16 protein-coding genes are annotated in these 15,062 nt (G+C 57.1%); 7 read left to right on the top strand and 9 right to left on the bottom strand.

The window, feature by feature from the left end:
- Positions 1-126 precede the first annotated feature (126 nt).
- Together GE107_RS23000 and GE107_RS22995 are read left to right on the top strand one after the other, a co-directional pair.
- Positions 127-744, top strand: coding sequence for a TetR/AcrR family transcriptional regulator (locus GE107_RS23000; RefSeq protein ID WP_219643601.1), 618 nt, complete (start codon positions 127-129; stop codon positions 742-744).
- A gap of 6 nt (positions 745-750) precedes the next feature.
- Positions 751-1,509, top strand: coding sequence for an exodeoxyribonuclease III (locus tag GE107_RS22995; RefSeq protein ID WP_219643599.1), 759 nt, complete (start codon positions 751-753; stop codon positions 1,507-1,509).
- Positions 1,510-1,686: 177 nt separating this feature from the next.
- Here GE107_RS22995 and GE107_RS22990 read toward each other — a convergent pair whose 3' ends face one another.
- The 3 genes from GE107_RS22990 to motA form a co-directional block, all read right to left on the bottom strand.
- Positions 1,687-2,448, bottom strand: a complete 762-nt coding sequence (locus tag GE107_RS22990) for a MerR family transcriptional regulator (protein WP_219643597.1) — start codon at positions 2,446-2,448, stop codon at positions 1,687-1,689.
- A gap of 778 nt (positions 2,449-3,226) precedes the next feature.
- On the bottom strand, positions 3,227-4,048 hold the full coding sequence (locus GE107_RS22985) for a flagellar motor protein MotB (protein ID WP_219643595.1): 822 nt from the start codon (positions 4,046-4,048) through the stop codon (positions 3,227-3,229).
- Positions 4,026-4,835: a flagellar motor stator protein MotA gene (motA, locus tag GE107_RS22980; protein WP_219643593.1), complete on the bottom strand. Its 810-nt coding sequence runs from the start codon at positions 4,833-4,835 to the stop codon at positions 4,026-4,028. The genes GE107_RS22985 and motA overlap by 23 nt, the downstream gene beginning before the upstream one ends.
- A gap of 199 nt (positions 4,836-5,034) precedes the next feature.
- Between motA and GE107_RS22975 the strand changes: the two genes are divergently transcribed.
- Positions 5,035-5,616, top strand: coding sequence for an NAD(P)H-dependent oxidoreductase (locus tag GE107_RS22975; protein ID WP_219643592.1), 582 nt, complete (start codon positions 5,035-5,037; stop codon positions 5,614-5,616).
- Between the two features lie 67 nt (positions 5,617-5,683).
- Here the strand turns inward: GE107_RS22975 and GE107_RS22970 are convergent, their stop codons facing one another.
- Genes GE107_RS22970 through GE107_RS22955 form a run of 4 tightly spaced genes read right to left on the bottom strand, consistent with a single transcriptional unit; the run spans position 5,684 to position 9,367 of the window.
- The gene (locus GE107_RS22970) at positions 5,684-5,893 is read right to left on the bottom strand and encodes a hypothetical protein (RefSeq protein ID WP_219643589.1); all 210 of its coding nucleotides are present in this window, start codon (positions 5,891-5,893) and stop codon (positions 5,684-5,686) included.
- Positions 5,894-5,911: 18 nt separating this feature from the next.
- Positions 5,912-6,616: a cysteate racemase gene (gene cuyB, locus GE107_RS22965; RefSeq protein WP_219643587.1), complete on the bottom strand. Its 705-nt coding sequence runs from the start codon at positions 6,614-6,616 to the stop codon at positions 5,912-5,914.
- Positions 6,617-6,664: 48 nt separating this feature from the next.
- Entirely contained in the window at positions 6,665-8,167 is a 1,503-nt protein-coding gene (locus tag GE107_RS22960; protein WP_219643585.1) for a Mur ligase family protein, read from the bottom strand.
- 15 nt (positions 8,168-8,182) lie between these two features.
- Complete coding sequence (locus GE107_RS22955) at positions 8,183-9,367, bottom strand: carboxylate--amine ligase (RefSeq protein WP_219643583.1); 1,185 nt, start codon at positions 9,365-9,367, stop codon at positions 8,183-8,185.
- 257 nt (positions 9,368-9,624) lie between these two features.
- On the opposite strand from GE107_RS22955, the gene GE107_RS22950 reads away from it, so the two are divergent.
- The gene (locus GE107_RS22950) at positions 9,625-10,665 is read left to right on the top strand and encodes an agmatine deiminase family protein (RefSeq protein WP_219643581.1); all 1,041 of its coding nucleotides are present in this window, start codon (positions 9,625-9,627) and stop codon (positions 10,663-10,665) included.
- Positions 10,662-11,537: an N-carbamoylputrescine amidase gene (aguB, locus tag GE107_RS22945; RefSeq protein ID WP_219643579.1), complete on the top strand. Its 876-nt coding sequence runs from the start codon at positions 10,662-10,664 to the stop codon at positions 11,535-11,537. Before GE107_RS22950 ends, aguB begins: the two co-directional genes overlap by 4 nt.
- A 594-nt stretch (positions 11,538-12,131) precedes the next feature.
- On the opposite strand, the gene GE107_RS22940 is transcribed toward aguB, so the two are convergent.
- Positions 12,132-12,725 carry a TetR/AcrR family transcriptional regulator gene (locus tag GE107_RS22940; RefSeq protein WP_219643578.1) on the bottom strand — a complete coding sequence of 198 codons (594 nt, stop codon included), beginning with the start codon at positions 12,723-12,725 and terminating at the stop codon, positions 12,132-12,134.
- A gap of 97 nt (positions 12,726-12,822) precedes the next feature.
- Between GE107_RS22940 and GE107_RS22935 the strand changes: the two genes are divergently transcribed.
- Complete coding sequence (locus GE107_RS22935) at positions 12,823-13,386, top strand: hypothetical protein (protein ID WP_219643577.1); 564 nt, start codon at positions 12,823-12,825, stop codon at positions 13,384-13,386.
- Between the two features lie 710 nt (positions 13,387-14,096).
- Positions 14,097-14,339 carry a hypothetical protein gene (locus tag GE107_RS27440; RefSeq protein ID WP_483298242.1) on the top strand — a complete coding sequence of 81 codons (243 nt, stop codon included), beginning with the start codon at positions 14,097-14,099 and terminating at the stop codon, positions 14,337-14,339.
- Here the strand turns inward: GE107_RS27440 and GE107_RS22925 are convergent.
- Complete coding sequence (locus GE107_RS22925) at positions 14,321-14,971, bottom strand: DUF2306 domain-containing protein (protein WP_219643576.1); 651 nt, start codon at positions 14,969-14,971, stop codon at positions 14,321-14,323. The genes GE107_RS27440 and GE107_RS22925 overlap by 19 nt on opposite strands.
- Positions 14,972-15,062 lie beyond the last annotated feature (91 nt).

The raw sequence follows: 15,062 nt of genomic DNA, 5'->3' as shown, positions 1-15,062 counted from the left end.
CAAGTTTACCTTCTCTATGGTATAGTTGATCTGCGGACAATTGTCCGCACCCAGAATATACCGGACAATTGTCCGCCATGTCAATCGGACTTTTGAATTTTTTTCCGAAGAAGGAGTGAACCCGTGATGCCGCTTGAGGAAATCGAAGGCAAGCCAAGCCGCGACGCGGAATATCGCAGCCGCATCCTTGCGGCCGCCAAGACGTTATTCGACAACAACGGCTATGATTCCGTCAACATGTATCAAATCGCGCAGGAGGCCGGCATCGGCCAAGGAACTTTGTACCGGCGCTACGAGCATCTCGGGGAGATTTGTTCCGACCTTCTGCGGACGAGCCTGGAGCGGTTCGTGGTTGAAATGGAAGCGGCGCACGCCGGCTATGCCGCCCCCTTCTCGGCGTTTGACCGTCTGTACGACACCATCGTCAAGGTGGTCCGTTACATCGACGACAACGCAGAACTGCTGACCGCGATCAATTGCATGTACGCCGGCAAGAAGAAATCCATCATCCATAAACGCCCGCTCATGCAGCGTCTGCGCGATTTGATCGTAAACGATTACAACCTGGCCGCGGAACAAGGAGAGACGGGAGCGATTGACGCCACGCTGACGGCCAACTTCCTGATTGCCTCCCTGATGCCCGAGCATTACCTGTACCACCGCGACGAGCTCGGCTACGGCCAAGAAGGGTATTTGGCCGGCATTCGCCGTTTATTCATAGACGGACTCCAAAAGAGGGGATAAGCGATCATGAAGCTGGTATCTTGGAACGTCAACGGTTTAAGGGCCTGCGTGAACAAAGGCTTCCTCGACTATTTCAAGCAGACGGACGCGGATTTGTTCTGCTTGCAGGAGACGAAGCTGCAGGAAGGGCAAATCTCCCTGGATCACGGCGGGGCCTACCGCGAATATTGGAATTACGCGGAGAAGAAGGGCTATTCGGGAACGGCCGTGTTCTCGAAAATCGAACCGCTGTCGGTACGGTACGGCATCGAGGAGGATCGGGAGCCGGAAGGACGGATCATTACGCTGGAGTTTGACGCCTTCTATCTCGTGACCGTCTATACGCCGAACGCGAAACGCGATCTCTCGAGGCTGGTGTACCGGCTGGAATGGGAGGAACGTTTCCGCGGCTATCTGCAGCAGTTGGACCGGAAGAAGCCCGTCGTCGTCTGCGGCGATCTGAACGTGGCCCACCAGGAAATCGATATCAAGAACGCGAAGTCCAACCGGGGCAATTCCGGCTTCACGGACGAAGAGCGGGACAAGATGACCCGCCTGCTGGAAGCCGGCTTCGTCGATACGTTCCGGCATTTCTACCCGGACCGTACGGACGCTTACAGCTGGTGGTCGAACATGCCTAAGGTGAGGGAACGGAACGTGGGATGGCGGATCGATTATTTTCTCGCCTCGGACAGGCTGAAGCCGCATCTGACCGATGCGCGCATCGACGCCCACGTCCTCGGAAGCGATCATTGTCCGGTCGTGCTGGAGCTCGAAATCGGCTGACCGGCGCCGAGCCGGCTCGACGGGCCGATTCCCGGCGATCGTATGGCGCGATGCCCCGGCCCACACTCGTCGCCCCCTGCAACAACACGTCACAGGCAGAGTGTTCCAGATTCCGCGACCGCATTCCGAAATCGAAAAACCGTCAGGGATCCGTGCACCTCTCCCTGACGGTTTGCGTTACTGAACACCCGTATAGATGCGGATGGCGTCCCTCAGGAACGCCGCCGTGCCCGGCTGCTCGGCGTCATAATACTTCGTGAACCGCTCGTCATCCACGTACATTTGGGCAAGACCCGCGTGCGCTTCTTTGCTGTATTCGGGCCAATGGTGCATGAGCCACCGTTTATGCAAATCCGCCGCCTTCTGGGCCAACTCGCCGGCAGGGTCGCCTGTCTTGAATGCTTCCGCCAGCACGGCCGCCACTTCGCCCGCCAGGCGCGTGGCTTCCTCATGCTCTTCCTGCGTCATGTTCATGAACTTCTCGTTGGATTTCTTTACGGTATCCTCCCCGTACTTCTCGCGGATCTCCTTCCCGTATTTCTTCTCGTTCTCCTCCAGCTGCTTCGCCTTAAAGCCTTCGAATTTCTCTTTATCGGTCATGGTCATTCTCCCTTCGGCGACGGCGATCGTCTTCTCGACGTTCGCGATCAGCTCATTCAATTGCTTTCTCTTGTCGAGGAGGCGCGCATGGTGCTCCCGAAGAGCCTTGGCTCCGTCGAAGGAAGGGGCGGTCACGATTTCGGCTATGTTCTCCAAGCTGACCCCGAGCTCCCGGTAGAACAGAATCTGCTGGAGCCGGTCGACTTCCTTCTGCCCGTAGATCCGGTATCCGGACGAGTTGATCCTGGCCGGCTTCAGGATCCCGATCTCGTCATAGTACCGGAGCGTGCGGGTGCTGATTCCCGCCAATTGGCCCAGCTTCTTCACGGTGTATTCCATGGTATCTCCTCCCGACAATTTCAAGGTACACCTTTACGTAACGTTAATGTCAATACAAAAAAACGCCTAACGGCGTCCTGATCGGTATCCGTATAAACGGTACCGAAACACGTTCCGCCAAGTCATGAATTCCTGTTAGGTCTTAACGATAGGATTCCTTTGTGGGATTCCTTTGTGGGATTCCTTTGTGGGATTCCTTTGTGGGATTCCTTTGTGGGATTCCTTTGTGGGATTCCTTTGTGGGATTCCTTTGTGGGATTCCTTTGTGGGATTCCTTTGTGGGATTCCTTGCGGATATGGCAGTTTCCGGAACCCGTAGGCCGGATTCGACCCGCCGGTCAACTTTATAGGGAAAACCTCCCTCTAATTCCGATGATTTCGAGGATTTTGGATATTTAGAGGGAAAACCTCCCACTAATATCGGTGAAAAACTGCAATTGAGGGTATATAGCCAGAATTAGAGGGAGGTTTTTCTTCTAATCACGCCCGTGTGGCCAATATGCAAAAATAGAGGGACGTTTTCCCTTTAATCCCCTAGACTGCGCGGCAGCGACCCATCTGAGGAACCCCGATTGGAGACCTTCAGAAATCAGTTACACGTATGAAGCTCATGCGGGCGAGTCACAAAATCCGCTTCACTAAATGAACGGAGCATCAGCGGGAGCGCCAGAATGGCTCCCCTCTCGCTTCCCCAAAACCACTCTATCCGGAAACTTATCATATAGTCAAAAAAAGCCGAGATCCTCGTGAGGATGATCCCGGCTTTCAACGCTTCTCCCTATTCACTTTTCCCCGCATTCCCGTTCACGCTGAGCGACGTCTGCCCATCCGCTCCGGGCTCCGTGTATTTACGCAGGATGGACACTTCCACGCGGCGGTTCTTGGCCCGTCCGGCATCCGTGTCATTGGTGTCGACCGGGCGATACTCGCCGTAGCCGATGGCGCCGAACCGCTTCGGATCGAACGACTTGTTGTCCAGCAGGATTTTCATGAAATTGATCGCCCGCTTGGAGCTGAGCTCCCAGTTGGAAGGAAACTCGGCCGTGTTGATCGGCCTGTTGTCCGTATGGCCGGTGACGAGCACCTCGTAGTCGTTGTACGGCAGCAACATTTGCCCGATCGCGACCGCCAGCTTGCGGGCTTCCGGTTTGACGGCGGCGCTCGCCGGCTCGAACAAGGCGTTGTCCCGGATCGTGATCAGGAGCTGCGACTGGTTCAACTGGGTTTCGAGCTCCGACGCAAGACCGTTCTTCTTGATATACTGGTCGAGCTGTTGTTTGAGCTTCTCCAGGTTCTGCTGCTCTTCCTGCTGCAGCTCGGCTGTCGATTTGCCGTTCGGGTTCATGCGCTTGGTCATATTGGTCGGACTTTCGACCTCGCCGGTCTCGATGAGCGTGGACGAGTCGAAAATGCTGAGGCCGTTGTTCAAAACGGATTTAAATGCATTGCTGAGCTGTTCCAACTTGGCCGTATTGACCGAGCTTACCGCGTACAAAACGATAAACAGCGCCAGCAGCAGCGTCATCAAGTCGGAGTAAGGAAGGAGCCACGATTCGTCGATGTGCTCCTCATGCGCTTCATGCCGTCGCTTTTTGCTCACCGCCCGCCTCCTCCTTCTCGTTGAAAACTTTCCGTTCCTTAGGCGTGAGGAAGACCATCAGCTTCTGCTGGATCGCGCTGGTGGAGACGCCGGATTGGATAGATAGGAGGCCTTCTACCATCATCAGCTTCAAGTCGATTTCTTTTTTGGAAATCCTCTTGAGCTTGTTCGCAAACGGATGCCACATGACGTATCCGGTGAAAATCCCGAGCAGCGTCGCGATGAAAGCCGCCGCGACCGCGTGGGCGAGCTTCTCCAGGTGGTCCAGGTTCTGCAAGGCGGCGACGAGACCGACGACGGCCCCGAGCACCCCGAGCGTCGGCGCGTACATTCCCGCCTGGGAGAAGATCTGGGCGCCCGAGCGGTGGCGTTCCTCCGTCGCGGCCACGTCTTCCAGGAGTACGTCGCGGACGAGATCCTGGTCGTTGCCGTCGATGATCATCCGCATGCCGCCCTTGAGGAAATCGTCCTCGATCTCTTCCACCCGCGCCTCCAACGCGAGCAAGCCTTCGCGCCGGGTGATCGTAGCCCATTCCATGAACATCGTGATCAGTTGTTCTTTCGCCACCAGCTTCGGTTCTGCGAACAAGATCTTGAATAGCGTCGGCAATTTCTTCAGGTCGCTCATCGGAAACGCCACGCAGATGGAGGCGACCGTCCCGACGATGATGATGACGAACGCGGCCGGGTTCGTGACGAGAGCGAGCAGCGGCGCTCCTTTGAGGACCATGCCGACGAGGAGTGAGATCAAACCGAGAATCAAGCCAATAACCGTGGAATTCTTCATATGTACACCTCAGCGGAATAGGGATTAGCGTGGCTGAGTTTCCTCACAAACCGACACTCTATCCAGTTTATCGACATTCGCGAGGGAAAGAATTAGAGCGTCGCGCAAAAAAGATGGCGACTGGACTTGCGATTTAACTTCATGCATTTAAGCAAGAATAAGGCCGACATCCCTTACCAACAACACGGAGGTTTGAACCATGAAACACCTGATCGTCTACGCCCATCCGAACCCGGATAGCTTTAACCACGCCGTCTTGGAAACCGCGGTGCATGCTTTGAAGAAAAAAGGCCACGAAGTCGTCGTTCGCGATTTGTACGGCATCGACTTCGAGCCCGTGCTGAAACCGGAGGATACCGCCGCGATGAAAGCGGGGCAAACGCCCGGGGATATCCGGACCGAGCAGGAATATATCGCCCAAGCGGACGCTATCACCTTTATCTATCCGATTTGGTGGACGGGCATGCCCGCTATTCTGAAAGGATACGTGGATCGGGTTTTCTCGTACGGTTTCGCCTATGCTTACGGCGAAGCGGGAATCGATAAATTGCTGCAAGGGAAGAAAGGCCTGATCCTCAACACCCACGGGACGCCCAAAGAAATCTACGATCAAATCGGAATGACGGAGGGGCTTAAACTCACGTCCGATACCGGCATTTTCGAGTTTACCGGAATCGAGCCCGTCGCGCATTTGCTTTTCGGAAGCGTTCCGAGCGCGGGCGAAGCTGCCCTGAAGGAGATCTTGAAGCAAGTGGAAGACACCGTAAATACCGTATTCTGACAAAGCGAAGACCGCCCCTCGCCTGGCCTTTTTGGCCAAGCGGGCGGCGGTCTTTTTCGGTAGCGATTCAGATTCGAACCCTGTACCAAACCTTGCCGTCCGCGTATCGGCTTTCGGAGAAAGCCTCAAGGACCGCATTCGGAAACACCCGCTTGATCCCCCGGACTTCCTCCGCGGCAAGCCTCAGCTCCCGGCACACGACCCCGTCCGGGAACGATTCCGCGAGAAACCGTTCGAGCCGTTCGGCTTCGGCCGGCGACTGCATAAGCTCTTCCATCGGACCTTCGCCTCCCCCTCAAACGAATGGCTTGCCCGAGCGTTCGATCGATTTCCTCACCAACACGTCCATCGCATCCACGCAATACTGGAGTATATGCTCGTTAGGCTTAATGCAGGACAACTCCGTGCAAGCCAGAATGACGCATTGGCACCCTTCCCGCTCCACGAGGCTCCGCACGAGGGCTTCCAATGCTTCGGAGCCGACGTCCACGCCTTTCTTAACGTCGTAAATCATGTCCATGACCTGCTGCTGAACGGACGCTTCCGGCTCCCGGTACTCCATGCCGTGCTTCTCGCAAGCCATCCTGTAGATCCCGCTGCGCAGCGTGCCGTTCGTCGCCAGAACGCCGACTTTGACGCGTTGTCCGAACCTTCCGGCGATCTCCCGAAGCGTCTCGTCGACCATGTTGATGATCGGAATTCGCGTCATGCCCTGCATTTCATCGATGTAAAAGTGCGAGGTGTTGCACGGTATCGCGATATGGGCCGCACCGGCTTGTTCCAGCAAACGGAAGTCCGGCTCGACGGCCTTCAGGAAGCGGTCCCCCTCATTCTTCAGAATGACTTGGGTCCGATCCGGCAGCGTCGCATGGCTCAGCACGATCATGTCGATATGATCCTGGTCTCGCTGCGCCGCGGTGTGTTCGATGATTCGATCCATGAAAACGGAGGTGGCCTTCGGTCCCATTCCGCCAATAACGCCTAACCGTTTATTTTCCACTTGCAGACCTACTTTTGGTTTGGATTCGTCTTGCGGTCGCCGTCCGTCTCAAACCCGGTGGAGCATGGATTCCCGGTCCCGCAGCATGTCCAGGGCGATCTCCCCCCCGGGATCCATGCCCTGGCAGCCTGCCAGCAGAACCAGATCGCCCCGCCTGGCCTCGGACAACGCATCCGAAATGGCGTCCGGCAATTCGTCGTACAGCCGGACCCGGATGCCGGCTTCGTCCATTACTTCCATGAATACGCGGACTTCCTCGTCGGTGACCCGGTCTTTGTCCGTCACGTGGGAGACGCTTTTCGTGGCCACGATCTCGGCAAGCTCCAGCCGCTTCATCCACTGCACGATCGCTTCCGCGTTCTCCCGGTTGACGGTCGGTCCCCTCTCGCCCCGGATGGCGTAAACGATGCGCAGGTTCTCGTAATCCATGTACCGGAGCGTCTCGAGCGTGACGTTGATATTGCCGGGATTGGCGAAATGGTCGTCCACGATCTTGAAGTCGCCTTCGTAGATGAATTGGAACCGCCGCTCCACTCCCGGGAACGTTCGGAGCGTCTGCTGGATCGTCGGGATCGGGACGTCGCAGAGCAGGGCGTTCACGATCGCCACCATGGAGTTGTAAACGGAATGCAGACCCGGCACGGACAGCTCCACGTCGAACTCGGTGGGCGTGTACTCGGTTCCCCCCGCCGAGTGGAACGGCTGCAGAATCTGCAGCTTGAACTTCGCCCGGCCGGTCGAGAGATCCAAATCCCGGCAATGGATATGGCCTTCCCTGCTCTTCACCCCGAAGGTCACGACCTTCGCTTTGGTTTCATTGGCCAGCGATGCCGAATAGGGGTCGTCCAGGTTCAGCACGGCGACGCAATGTTCCCCGGCATTGCGGATTAGGCTGGCCTTGGCTTGGAAATACTGCTCGAAAGAGCCATGCGAGTCGATATGCTCGCGGCTGAGGTTGTTGAACGTGACGATATCGTAATCGACCGTCTCCACCCGGCTCGTCTCCAGCGCGGCGGAGGAAACCTCCATCGTGACGTGGGAAACGCCACGATCCGCCATTTGCCGCAGATACATCTGCAAATCCAGCGATTCCGGGGTCGTGAGCTCCGCGGGAATGGACGTATCGTCGATTTTGATCATGACCGTCCCGATCAGCCCGGTTTTCAGCCCGTGATTCTCCAGCATGGCATTGGTCATGTAGGACGTCGTCGTTTTGCCGTTCGTGGCGGTAATGCCGATCATGAACAGCTTGTCCGCCGGACGGCCGTAGAAAGCGGCCCCCAGCCGGGCGAGCGCGATCCGTCCGTTCTCCACCCGGAATTGGGGAATGTCGATCCCGTCCTGGATCGTTTCGACGATCGCAGCCACCGCTCCATTGCGGACGGCATCGGGCAAATATCGGTGCCCGTCGGTCTTATACCCCCGGACGCACACGAACAGATGCCCTTCGGAGACTTTCCGCGAATGATAAGAGACACCAGTAATCGTCAAATCCCGTTCCCCGCTGCTCTCGATTATGCTCACGGATGGAAGAAGCTCTCTTAACTTCATCGGATCGCAAACCTCCTATCTCCGGGCGAATTTTCCAAAGAATTTGCCTAGAATCATAGACAGAAACGAAAAAGCGGGCTTCGGATCTCTCCAGTCCCAGATGGCGTACGCTTTCGGTTTCCAGAAGGAAGAAGCGACTTGCTTCCACGTCAGCTGTTTCGTCTTCAGATAGCCTTTGATGGCCAACAAGTCCTCGTACGCGTACCAGAAGACCAGGTTCGTATCTCTCTCGACCGCGCTCGGCGGCAGAGGGTTGCCCGTTAATTCCCGGTACGTAATATAAGGAATGTTGACGCCGGCCCTGTACAGCAATACGTTCAGGTTCGTGATTCTGACGTTGATTTCGATCAGGTAGAACTTGCCGGTCTCGGCGTCCTTCTTGAACTCGATTTCCGCGAAACCTTTGTACTTTATCTCTTCGAAAAACTTCTTGCCGATTTCATAGAGTTCCGGCACGTACTTCTGCCCCGTGTAGACGGAGGCGCCGAAGTTGATCGGGTACTGGCGGTATTTCTGGCACGTGACCCAATGTGTGACCTTGGAATCCTGGTTCAAATAGGCGTCGAACGTGTACATATGGTCGTCGAAGCCCGGAATGATGCGCTGCACGATCACTTCCAGGCCGGCTTCGCGGGCGGTTCGGATCGCGGATTCGAGCTCTTGCCGGTCATGGACCTTGAACAGCTTCTTGCGGAACTTCGCCACGAAGGCCGGGGAATCGACCGGCTTCACGAGGCAGGGATATTTGATGATGCTCTCCACTTTGTCCAGGAAGCCCTCTTCGTCCACCCGGACCGTCTCCGGAACGGCAACGCCCTTCTCGATCGCCGCCCGCTCCAGCGACTCCTTGTTCATGAGCCTTGTATACAGGCCCTTCTCCGTCTGAGGTATCAGGTAGCTTTCCCTCAGTTCATCCAGGTATTCGTCAATGATTTCCACGTAGTTGTCGTGGCACGGGATGAGGACGGGAGGAGCGCTCTGTCTGGCCGCATAGTCTTTCAGAAAACGGATGAACCCTTCCGGGTCTTCTTTATAATGAGGGGAAATGAGCCTCTCGGAGCAATATTTGGAATCGGCGGCGTACGTGTGCCTGTCCGAATAATCGACCGCCACGGTGTGGATGCCGTGAACGCCCAGGCAGCGGATCGTGCTGAGTCCGATATAATAGTTGCTTCCCAAGATGACCGCTTTGTTGTTCAATAGACGCACATCCCGATTCTGTGGATTGTCCCATAAATTTTACTGCAACCCCTGGTAGATTACAAGACAAACGGTCCATGGGAGCAAGCTGCCGGGAGGAGGGAAAAGGCTTTGGCGGCAAGGCTTTCACGCCCATCGGAGAGGAAATATTTGCTATGCTTTGAGATCGGAAGGCATTTCGTATATGATGATGGAGTGAAACGGCCCTGCTGCCTGAAACGGAATGCAATTTATCGATAAAAGAGAGCTGATTATCTATGGATCCAAGACAGCTGAAATTCGCGATGCCCGCCGAATGGACCGAGCATGAACGGACGTTCATGTCGTGGCCGGTGCGGGAATCGATGGTATACCCGGATGACCACGAGCCGGTGTGCAACGGATACGCCCAGGTGGTCAAAGCGATCGCCGAGTTCGAGCCGGTCACCGTGCTCGTGAATCCCGGAGATCTTGAACTCGTGCGTGGTTACTTGGACGGCCCGAACATCGATTTCGCCGAAATCCCGCACAGCGACGCCTGGCTGAGGGACAACGGCCCGACGTTCGTCGTCGCGGAAGACGGCGAGCTGGCCGGTGTCAATTGGCGCTTCAACGCCTGGGGCGGCAAATATGCTCCCTGGGACCTGGACGACGAAGTGGCGCCTAAGGTGCTGGAGCGCGTCGGCGTGCGTAAGTTCGACGCTCCGCTCGTCATGGAAGGCGGGTCGATCCACGTGGACGGCGAAGGCACGCTGCTGACGACGGAGGAGTGCCTGCTGAACCCGAACCGCAATCCCGAGCTGAGCCGGGAGCAGATCGAGGAGCACGTCAAACGGTTCGTGAACGTGGACAAAATCGTCTGGCTGCGCAGAGGCCTCAGCGGCGACGAAACGGACGGCCACGTCGACAACGTCGCCTGCTTCGCCGCCCCCGGCAAAATCGTCATCCAGGTGTGCGACGACCCGACCGACGAGAATTACGACATTACGCAGGAAAATCTGCGCATTCTAAGCGAAGCGACCGACGCCAAGGGCCGGCGTTTCGAAATCGTCCGGATCCCGCAGCCGCCGAAAGCCCTGTTCGAAGACAGCCGGCTGACGCTCAGCTACCTGAACTTCTACTTCGTGAACGGCGGCATCGTGCTGCCCGTGTTCGGCGGGGCGGCAGAGCAGACCGATCGGGAGGCCGTGCGGATTCTGCAGGAAACGTTCCCGGACCGCCGCATACGGACGGTGGACGGAATGGCGATCATCAAGGAAGGCGGCAACGTCCATTGCACGACCCAGCAAATGCCTCGGGCAGGAAGGAAATCGCGATGAGAAAAGTGACGGTGGCGGCCACCCAGATGAGCTGCTCGTGCGATATCGAAGAGAATATCGCCAAAGCGGATAAGCTGGTCCGCGAAGCGGCTTCGCAGGGCGCGCAGATCATTCTGATCCAGGAGCTGTTCGAAACCCCGTACTTCTGCCAGAAGGAAAAATCCGATTATTACGTGTACGCGACCGAGCTCGAGAACAACAAGGCGGTGAGCCATTTCCGGAAAGTCGCCAAGGAGCTTCAGGTCGTGCTGCCGATCAGCTTCTACGAGAAGAAGAACTACGCCCGCTACAACTCCCTCGCGGTGATCGACGCGGATGGGGAATTGCTCGGCGTATACCGCAAGAGCCATATCCCGGACGGCCCCGGCTACGAGGAAAAATTTTATTTCAACCCGGGCGATACCGGCTTCAAGGTGTGGAAGACGCGGTATGCGAAAATCGGCGTGGGCGTCTGCTGGGACCAGTGGTACCCGGAAGCCGCCCGCTGCATGGCGCTGATGGGCGCGGAGCTGCTGTTCTATCCGACGGCGATCGGTTCCGAGCCGCAGGACGTGTCGATCGATTCGAAGGACCACTGGCAAATGTGCATGCGCGGCCACGCGGCCGCCAACCTCATGCCGGTCATCGCGTCGAACCGGATCGGCAAGGAAACCGATGAAGATTCCGCCATCACGTTCTACGGCTCCTCGTTCATCGCCGGACCTGCGGGCAATCTGGTCGCCGAGGCCGGACGGACGGAGGAAACGGTGCTCGTCGCGGAATTCGACCTGGATCAGCTGGAAGTGCAGCGGATCGAATGGGGCGTCTTCCGGGACCGCCGTCCGGATCTATACCGCGTTATCGCTTCGTACGACGGAAGCACGATCGTTTAAGTGAGGAAAATGCAAAACGGCCACCGCAGTTTTGATGCTGCGGCGGCCGTTTATTTCTTGGGAGCTGTGTTTTTGTTGGGATGAGTATAGCAGGTTTGGTTGATTGTGCCCTCTATTGGCGCCCGATAACCGCTTCAGGGAGCACGTTTTGGCAGGGGATGGTACCCGCGACGGAGCAAAATAGACGGAAAAGTCGGCACTAAATTGGCCCGGCGGGAAACGGGAGCGCAAATAGAGGGAAAAGCTCCCACTAAAATGGCTGCGAATCGGATATACGTGTGTTGAAGCATGAATGAATGGGAAATTTTCCATCTAAATGCGCCGAAAACAGCGAATGGGTGCATTTTTGTGGGAAGTTTTCCCGCTCATCCGGAAGTCGCTCGCGGTTTCGCTATTTGCTTATGGCAATACGCGCGGCTTCCTGCGCACGATTCGGCGCTGAATGACGGCTATCAACCACTTGACGCAGCTTGTCCGCACCGGAAAACGGGGCGTCTATGTAGACGAGGCCTTGACCGAAGTTAGCGGCGTAGAACCCATACGTGAACGGGCTGCGATCCAGGTATTCGGGCATCTCCAGCACCCTAAGACGGATCATCTCTCGAAAATGCGGTCCAGATGGTACGAGACGATATTCATCAGTTCTTCCGCCCGCACCCGTTCCGGAAAAACCGTACAATGGACGACCAGACCGTCCACGAGCGCATGCAGCGCCTTCGTCTCGCTCTCGGCGTCAATCCCGGCTTGCGCGAGCTTACTCGCGACCATGCCTTCGACCATCCTCCGAAACCCCTGGTACAGCTCGTCGTGCACTTCCAGGCTCATGGCGCGGATGGCGGGATCGGACAGCGCTTTGCCGGCGTATGCGAGCCACAGCTCGCCTTCGGCCAGCCGCTCCTCGTCCAGCGGCAACAGCTGCGCGATGATCATCTCGATGTCGCGTCGGACATCGCCGGTGAACGGCAGGTTCTCGATGCGCCGTCTCGCACGCTGGGAGACGAGCCGCATGGAGAACGCGAGAAGCTCGGCTTGCGTCTCGAAGTAATGGCGCAGAGATCCGAGCGACATCCCCGCTTCATCCGCTACCCGGCGCACGGACAGCCCTTCCAGGCCCTCCCGTCGGATGACCCGCCAGGCCGCTTCGGCCAATTGTTCCTTACGTAGTTGATGGTCCACGATTTTCGGCATGGACTTATTATAGCTCACCGTTGTTTTTTAGCACAAGTGTGTTATAATAACTTCGTTTTTATCATACAGATGTCCTAAAAAAGGAGTTGGAGCTGTCATGGTACTCGCGTTGATCGTCGGCTGCGAAATCGCGTTCTGGGTGTTCGTGCTGGCCGGATTGACATGCCGCTACCTGCTGGGAATGCGGAGAACCGGAGCCGTTCTCCTCGCCTGCACCCCGGTCATCGATCTGATCCTTCTTGCGTCAGCCTCCTACGACTTGCATCGCGGTGCGACGGCCGGTTTCACCCACGGCATGGCGGCCGTCTATATTGGCGTCTCTGTGGCCTACGGCCATCGGATGATCCGATGGGCTGACGTCCGCTTCGCCCATCGGTTCGCGGGCGGCCCTCCCCCGGCGGCGAAGGCCAAATTCGGCGAAGAGCACGCCCGGAACGAGCGTCGCGGCTGGTCTCTTCATCTGCTCGCTTGGGCGATCGGGTGCGCTTTGCTGTATGGCATCATCCTCTGGATCGGGGACGCAAACCGCACGGCGAGTTTGCTCCAGGCGGTGCGGTTATGGTCATTGGTGCTCGGGATCGATTTCCTGATCAGCTTCAGCTACACGCTGTGGCCGCGCAAGGAGAAGAAACCGGCGGGTTCCGGCTTCGGCGTCAAATAGAGCCGAAACGCCGGGGAATCCGCCTCGTTTCGGACTTTCCGGGCGCGTCGGCTCACATTCGCTCGTCCATTTGACATCGCTTCGATTGCCTCGCGCCGCTCACACGACACTTTAAGTCGGCCACAAGCTTAAACCTTGCCAGCCATAACTCAGCCGACACTTTAAGTCGGTCCTCAGGCTTAAACCTTGCCAACCATAACTCAGCCGACACGTTAAGTCGGTCCTCAAGCTTAAACCTTGCCAACCATAACTCAGCCGACACGTTAAGTCGGTCCTCAAGCTTAAACCTTGCCAACCATAACTCAGCCGACACGTTAAGTCGGTCCTCAAGCTTAAGAACCCGCCCGACAAAACGATTTCACGCCTAGTTCTTCTACCGTTTTTTCAGGGTACTAGAGAGATGAGTTCGGGTTTACAGAGCTTTAACCGGGTTTTTCCGGGTTGCATCAGGCGATGAGTTCGGTTTGCAGCGCTTTAGCCGGGTTTTTCCGGGTTGCATCAGGCGATGAGTCGGTTTGCGGCGTTCTAGCCGGGTTTTTCCGGGTTGCATCAGGCGATGAGTTCGGTTTGCGGCGCTTTAGCCGGGTTTTTCCGGGTTGCATCAGGCGATGAGTCGGTTTGCGGCGCTTTAGCCGGGGTTTTCCGGGTTGCATCAGGCGATGAGTCGGTTTGCGGCGCTTTAGCCGGGTTTTTCCGGGTTGCATCAGGCGATGAGTTCGGTTTGCGGCGCTTTAACCGGGTTTTTCCGGGGTATTGCACCTGCCGTGTCCGGACTCGACCTCCCGGTGGGCGGCCGCCGCGCGATCCAACAGGAAAGTCTGCCGGACATGAATCCGAAGTTTCCCCTGTCCAAACATTCGACGAGCTCAGCAAAGCGGGCTGCCGACCGCTGGCTGCGGATCATGCGTACGCCGAGCTCCGCGGTCGTGTCGGCTCAGCGCCCGGATGCCTGATTCCCCTTCATTCTCCGAAGAACGATCCACTCCACGATCGCGAAATTGAGTACGATGCCGACCCAGAGGTTCGCGTTCAGCACCTCTTCCACCATCTTCTCCCTTCCTTCGGGAAGGGAGAATCCGTGCAAGACATAATACGCCAGCAGGAGCAACGGGACGACCAGCCGGCCGCTAACCGCCACCAACGTCATCCCGAAGCTGCGGACCATCCAGACGCGATGCTCCTCGATCCGGTGCTTCACGGCGGCGCGATAACCTTTCCAGCTCGTGAACAGCCACAAAATCGCCAGCGCAAGGAAGGACGCAGCTTTGGCGAAATTTTCGATGCAGGACAACGGAACGAGCGACATGAGCCCGCTCAGGAATACGCTGGCGACGTACGCTTTGCCGAGGTTCCGGTGCAGCTTCGGGTTCCGGAGCCGAATCCGGTCCGCAAACTGCAGGAACCCGGACACCAACGCGATGAAGGCGAAAAGGATATGGGCGAGGAGGGCCGGATACTGAACCGTTCCGGGCGCAACAGGAACCCGGCTCCCCGCCGGATCCAGCGTGAAATAAGGCGCCATAAACGGCACCATGATTCCGAACGATGCGATTGCGAGCCACCACAAAATCTTTTTCGTTTTCATAATCGCTTCCGCACTCCTTCCACCGTACGGGGACGTATAATACGATCATATCCCGCGGCTTCAAGGAATCCGTAAAGAAAGTCTAAAAAAA

Origin of the sequence: Cohnella sp. CFH 77786, assembly GCF_019400745.1 — a bacterium.
Lineage (GTDB): Bacteria > Bacillota > Bacilli > Paenibacillales > Paenibacillaceae > Cohnella.
Note: the sequence above shows the minus strand (reverse complement) of the source record. Positions and strands in the feature narration are given on the sequence as shown.

Coding starts and splice junctions, on each gene's coding strand:
- GE107_RS23000 (WP_219643601.1), top strand. CDS start 127: ATGCCGCTTGAGGAAATCGAAGGCAAGCCAAGCCGCGACGCGGAATAT.
- GE107_RS22995 (WP_219643599.1), top strand. CDS start 751: ATGAAGCTGGTATCTTGGAACGTCAACGGTTTAAGGGCCTGCGTGAAC.
- GE107_RS22990 (WP_219643597.1), bottom strand. CDS start 2,448: ATGGAATACACCGTGAAGAAGCTGGGCCAATTGGCGGGAATCAGCACC.
- motA (WP_219643593.1), bottom strand. CDS start 4,835: ATGAAGAATTCCACGGTTATTGGCTTGATTCTCGGTTTGATCTCACTC.
- GE107_RS22975 (WP_219643592.1), top strand. CDS start 5,035: ATGAAACACCTGATCGTCTACGCCCATCCGAACCCGGATAGCTTTAAC.
- GE107_RS22970 (WP_219643589.1), bottom strand. CDS start 5,893: ATGGAAGAGCTTATGCAGTCGCCGGCCGAAGCCGAACGGCTCGAACGG.
- GE107_RS22960 (WP_219643585.1), bottom strand. CDS start 8,167: ATGAAGTTAAGAGAGCTTCTTCCATCCGTGAGCATAATCGAGAGCAGC.
- GE107_RS22950 (WP_219643581.1), top strand. CDS start 9,625: ATGGATCCAAGACAGCTGAAATTCGCGATGCCCGCCGAATGGACCGAG.
- aguB (WP_219643579.1), top strand. CDS start 10,662: ATGAGAAAAGTGACGGTGGCGGCCACCCAGATGAGCTGCTCGTGCGAT.
- GE107_RS22940 (WP_219643578.1), bottom strand. CDS start 12,725: ATGCCGAAAATCGTGGACCATCAACTACGTAAGGAACAATTGGCCGAA.
- GE107_RS22935 (WP_219643577.1), top strand. CDS start 12,823: ATGGTACTCGCGTTGATCGTCGGCTGCGAAATCGCGTTCTGGGTGTTC.
- GE107_RS27440 (WP_483298242.1), top strand. CDS start 14,097: ATGAGTTCGGTTTGCGGCGCTTTAACCGGGTTTTTCCGGGGTATTGCA.
- GE107_RS22925 (WP_219643576.1), bottom strand. CDS start 14,971: ATGAAAACGAAAAAGATTTTGTGGTGGCTCGCAATCGCATCGTTCGGA.